This window comes from Spirochaetaceae bacterium (assembly GCA_009784515.1).
Taxonomy (GTDB): Bacteria; Spirochaetota; Spirochaetia; order WRBN01; family WRBN01; genus WRBN01.
This window is the reverse complement of the sequence record WRBN01000105.1, coordinates 1-5205: the sequence shown is the minus strand read 5'-3', so window position 1 is coordinate 5205 and position 5205 is coordinate 1. Positions and strand designations below refer to the sequence as shown.

6 protein-coding genes are annotated in these 5205 nt (G+C 38.5%); 1 reads left to right on the top strand and 5 read right to left on the bottom strand.

Annotation, left to right across the window (positions count from 1 at the left end; all coding sequences use genetic code 11):
• Positions 1 to 369 precede the first annotated feature (369 nt).
• Positions 370 to 1062, top strand: coding sequence for a hypothetical protein (locus FWE37_09050; GenBank protein ID MCL2521126.1), 693 nt, complete (start codon positions 370 to 372; stop codon positions 1060 to 1062).
• Here FWE37_09050 and rnhA read toward each other — a convergent pair.
• From rnhA to FWE37_09025, 5 genes are all read right to left on the bottom strand, one after another.
• Positions 1059 to 1499 carry a ribonuclease HI gene (gene rnhA / locus FWE37_09045; protein MCL2521125.1) on the bottom strand — a complete coding sequence of 147 codons (441 nt, stop codon included), beginning with the start codon at positions 1497 to 1499 and terminating at the stop codon, positions 1059 to 1061. The genes FWE37_09050 and rnhA overlap by 4 nt on opposite strands.
• A 9-nt stretch (positions 1500 to 1508) precedes the next feature.
• Positions 1509 to 1772, bottom strand: coding sequence for a hypothetical protein (locus FWE37_09040; protein ID MCL2521124.1), 264 nt, complete (start codon positions 1770 to 1772; stop codon positions 1509 to 1511).
• 1 nt (position 1773) lies between these two features.
• Positions 1774 to 3744: a UvrD-helicase domain-containing protein gene (locus FWE37_09035; GenBank protein MCL2521123.1), complete on the bottom strand. Its 1971-nt coding sequence runs from the start codon at positions 3742 to 3744 to the stop codon at positions 1774 to 1776.
• 91 nt (positions 3745 to 3835) lie between these two features.
• Positions 3836 to 4336 carry a phosphoribosyltransferase gene (locus FWE37_09030; GenBank protein MCL2521122.1) on the bottom strand — a complete coding sequence of 167 codons (501 nt, stop codon included), beginning with the start codon at positions 4334 to 4336 and terminating at the stop codon, positions 3836 to 3838.
• A gap of 8 nt (positions 4337 to 4344) precedes the next feature.
• The gene (locus FWE37_09025) at positions 4345 to 4914 is read right to left on the bottom strand and encodes an ATP-dependent Clp protease proteolytic subunit (GenBank protein ID MCL2521121.1); all 570 of its coding nucleotides are present in this window, start codon (positions 4912 to 4914) and stop codon (positions 4345 to 4347) included.
• Positions 4915 to 5205 lie beyond the last annotated feature (291 nt).

The following is a 5205-nucleotide window of genomic DNA, read 5'->3' as shown; positions in this document are numbered from 1 at the left end:
CTGTGGTATCTAACATTTTTTACTCCTTAAATGTAAATAATTGATAACTGAAAGGTGAAAACTGAAAGTGGATAGCTTTTTAATTCTTAATTTTCATCTTTCATCTTTCATCTTTCACCTTTCACCTTTCAGTTACCACTACTCAATTATGGGTTACTGTTTTTTCACTTGAGAAAATATTTTAGAAAATTTTGATACTTTTTTAAGGTTGGTTTGGTTAGATAAAATTGCTAGACTAGCTAGCCACTTCATAAATACTGTTGGGACTATAAAGGGATAGTTACCCTATTAATTAATATTGGTAATTTAACTAGCGGCTGTAAATATTATTACAAGGCCCATCGATAATGAAGATAGGAGTATAAAATAATGAAAAAAATACTAATTGTACCGCTTTTTTTACTGGCTGCTAATCTTTATGGCTGGGGTATTGGTGTAGATGGCGGGCTCTCTGTCGATTTTTTTAGAAACGATAGCCTAGATGCCATTAATGCCGGGCCATTCCCCCTTACCGTTGCTAAATTTGAAGTAGGCCTTAATATGGGCTTTGGTAATATAAATAATGTTACAGGACAAGCTGGGTTTATTTACCGGCAAGGTTCGGCCGCTATTGGTTATTTTGATACCGTTGAAAATGAACTTGTTCCCCTAAACTATTTTGTTAGCCGTGGCGGCAGTGCTTATTATTTGCGCCATGTTTCCGGCTGGCAGCCTAACCCGGCTTTCGATTTTTTCTGGGGACTTGGCCCCGAACTAGGAGCCGACTATCAATTAGTTAATGATGATAACGATGAAGAAATAACTAGGGCCTTAGCAACTTACGCCGGACTACGTTTGGGTATAGGTATGCGCCTTATATTGGGCGGTAGATGGGAAATTGGCCTTAACCTTTTTACTACCGTTGGTCTTGGCCTTGATGTTGGGTTTGGTGATAAAATTAACTTTCCCAACTCGATGAGTTATAGCCAACCGCCAGAGATTTCTATCCGCCCATATCCTTATGTTGCCAATAAATTAGGTTTAACGGTACGTTTTTGGTTTAACCGCAGTGTAAGCAATTAAGTTATAGCTTTGGCCGCCGCTGTGGCTAGCTTATCGCAGCGTTCGTTGTAATGGTGGCCAGAGTGTCCTTTAACCCACTGCCAAGTTGGTTTAATTTGAGCATTTAGCTCGTCAAGCTTTTGCCATAACTCGCGGTTTTTAACCGGTTTTTTATCGGCGGTGCGCCAGCCGTTTCGCCGCCAGTTATTTATCCAGCTGGTTATACCGTTTTTAACATATTGACTATCGGTGGTAATGCTGCAGCCGCTTTCGCTGTAATTATTTGCCGCAAATTGTAAACCGTTAATGGCGGCAGTTAGCTCCATTTGGTTATTGGTGGTAAGTAAATGGCCGCCACTTAGTTCTTCTTCATTTGTACCGTTTACTATAATGGCCGCCCAGCCGCCGGGACCGGGGTTGCCGCTGCAAGCGCCATCGCAATAAATTTGTATAGTCATAATATTCTCCTAGTTAATAATAATATTGTGCCAGTTGATAGTTGCTAAATTAATCAATTTTAATTTAGCAATAATATTTTGCTGGCCATAAAATAACGGCTGTGCCTGCCCATCGTAACAAAGCAGGACAATAGCCACTCCTTTTAAAAAACTTCTAAAAAAGTTGGTTACCGCCACCTTTTTTTGCATAGTGGTAAAGACGGCTCTCTGTACCTCGACAATGATGGTGCTTTGGCCATCTACTTTAATGATAGAATAACGGCAATGTAGCATTTTATTTAAATTTATTAAAAAAGCTGGTAGCTAACTCTTCGGCAACCAGCTCGCTTTCTTCTTCGCTGGTTTCAATTAATTCGCTAGGGATTTCGGTTAAAAAAGGGCTAGGCTTATTATTTTGACTTTCACGAGCATTTTTACGTTTATGACAAGCTAAAATAAATAATTTTTCGCGTGCTCTTGTTAAAGCCACATAAAAAAGCCGCCGCTCTTCCTCAATGTTGACAGCGTCTTCGGCGATAGCCCGTTGGTGCGGGATAATATTTTCCTCTACCCCTGCTAAAAAAGTAACTTTAAATTCCAGCCCTTTAGCGGCATGGATAGTCATTAGGCTAACTTTATCGCCGTCATCATCGGTACTTTCACGGCCATTTAAAGTTATACGGTTTAGGTAATTAATTAAAGTAGGCTCTAAGTTATCGGGGTTACTTAGCCAATTATCAAAAAAATCAAAAAAACGCATAATATTATCGTAGCGCCACTTAGCTTCTTTATCGCTGCAATCGGTGAGCAAGTAGTGCCAATAATTAAGCTCTTCTACTAAATCGCGGCCAAATTGTGCCATTTGTTTGCCGTGCATTAAATCGTGGTATTTTTGGATAAGCTCGATAAATTCAGCTAAATCGGCGCGTGTACCTTCGTTAAAGTGGCTTTGCTCGCCGTAAACCATATTTTTTAAGGCATAAAAGAGGGCGATATTTTTACCTTTAGCGTAGTTGCGAATAGCTTCCAGCCCCTTTTTACCCACTCCACGGCGCGGCGTATTAATAATACGCAGCAAGCTAATATCATCGCTGTAATTGCTAATAAGTTTAAGATAAGCGGTAATATCTTTAATTTCGCGCCGTTCAAAAAAGCTGCTGCCACCCGATATACTATAGGCCAAGTTGCGGTGCATAAGGGCCTCTTCGATAATATCCATTAAACTGTTAGTGCGTACCAAAATGCCAAAATCGGCTAATTTACGCTGTTCGGTTTTTTTAAGAGTTAAAATAGTACTGGCGATAAACTCACTCTCTTCTTCTTCATCTTCTAAAAAGCGCAGCTGCAAGGCGGCCTCGTTGGCTTGCTCTTCGGTCCATAACTCTTTATCTTTACGGTTGCTATTGTTAGCTATAACATTATTAGCAGCCTTTAAAATATTGCCGGTACTTCGGTAGTTGCGTTCTAATTTAATTTCTTGCCGCTCAGGGAAATCTTTTTCAAAATTTAAAATATTTTCATAATTAGCCCCGCGCCAACTATAAATAGATTGGTCGTCATCACCTACACAACAAACATTACGGCTTTTATAACCTAAAAGCTGCAAAAGCTTATATTGCATAAGCGAGGTATCTTGAAATTCGTCTACCATAATATATTTATAACGTTTATGGTAACCGGCTAATACCTCTGGGTTAGCGGTAAATAATTTTATGGGTTTAACAATTAAATCGTCAAAATCAAAAGCATTTTTAAGCTGCAAAAAATCTTCGTATTCGGCATAAAGTTGCTGATAAAATGGCTCTTGCTGATGAAGACTGCACTGTTCCGTTTTAATGGCCGAAAAAAGTTGGGCAATTTTTTTTAATTCTTCGCGCTCAAAGTTAGCGTTAAGCTCTAGGCCGGCCTCTTTAATTACTTCAATTTGGTCTAGGCTGTCGTAGATGGTAAAATTAGGCCGCCAGCCTAACTTGGCGCAGTTTTCTTTTAAAACTTTTACCCCAAAGGCATGAAAAGTGCTTACAGTTAAATTACTTAATTTAGATTTGCTTAAATTTTTAACACGCTCCGCCATTTCGTTAGCGGCTTTGTTGGTAAAAGTTAAAGCTAAAATGTGCGATTGGGCAATACCTTGTTTAAGCATATAAGCAATGCGGTGGGTAATAACCCCCGTTTTTCCACTACCTGCCCCAGCAATAATAAGCAAAGGGCCGTCTATAGTGGTTACGGCATTAAATTGTTCGTTATTAAGTTTAGTTAAATCCATAATTTTAGTTGATAACTGAAAACTGATAGTTGAGAATTGATAGTTTGTGAAAAACTAAAATTTTCATTTTTCAGTTTTCACTTCTCAATTATTAATTAATATGCTTGTCGTGCTCGTCAATATCGGTTTCTTCCCACGGGTAAACTACCCACTTACCGGGTATTTCTTCTCCTACAAAGTAAGTTACACCACTCGGTAAGCTGGCTTTTTTAGTTACTTGTTTATTGTGCATAACGGCAACGGCTAACTTTGCCGGTTTATCTTGCAGCAATTTATCGGCACAATAGGCTAAGGTAGTACGCGTGTCGTCAATTTCATCTACCAGTAAAATTTTTTTACCGCTAATCTCTTGATTGGCTAACCATTGAATAACGGTAGATGTATCGCTGTGCACATCGTTTTGGTCGTAGTAACTTACATTAACTACATAAATAGGTAAGTTAAGATAGTTTTTTAAAATACGCGCCGGAATTAACCCGCCCGAAGCAATAGCCACGATACAGTCAAAACTTTCGCCGCTGGTCTTGATTTTGTCGGCTAAATTTTGCAAAGTTTTGTGTAATTGATTGTAACTATAATAAAGTTTATCCATTTATGTTTTTATAACTCCTTTTTGTGATTAATTATACGGCTGATTAGCCCATAGTTAATGGCCTCTTCGGCACTAAACCAATGGTCGCGGTCGGTATCTTTTTCTACCTGTGTTAGCTCTTTGTTACATTCTTTAGCGATAATTTCGTTAATTTTATGACGGTATTTTTGCATTTCGTTGGCATGAATTTCAATTTCGGTAGCTACCCCTTTAAGAGTGCCGCTAATTAAAGGCTGATGAATTAAATAACGGCTATTAGGAAAGCCAAACCTTTTATCGGGGCCGGCAGCCAGCAATATCATCGCACCCATACTGGCCGCTAAGCCCATAACTACGCAGCTGATGGGCGAGTTAATAAACCGTAAGGTATCAAAGATAGCAAACCCGGCATCAATATCACCGCCCGGGCTATCAATATAAACGGTAATAGGCTCGCTGCCGTCTTTATCTAAAATTAATAATTGTTTAATAATTTTTTCGCCTAATACCTTATTAACTTCGCCAAATAGTAATACCGAGCGGGTTTTCATTAATTTATTATTTAGGCTATCACCTTTGTCTTCTTTGCTTTCTTCCATAGCTGCTCCTTAAAAAGATAGCTTAGTATAGCGGGTTATGGCGATTAGTGCAAGGGCAAAAGGTAATGGTAACTCTCCCTTTATAGGTGCCAAGCTTTAATAATTTAACTTTACCTTTAATAATTTAACTTTACTTTAGGCCCAAGCTGTGCTAAACTAAAACTATGAAAAAAATATCGGAAGTATCCCTCGATAAGTGATAAAATCAATTAACTAATATCTATACAAAATCAAGAGTAACTAAACCTACGCTTTATATTACCAAAAAATCTAATTTTAGTCTTGACTTTT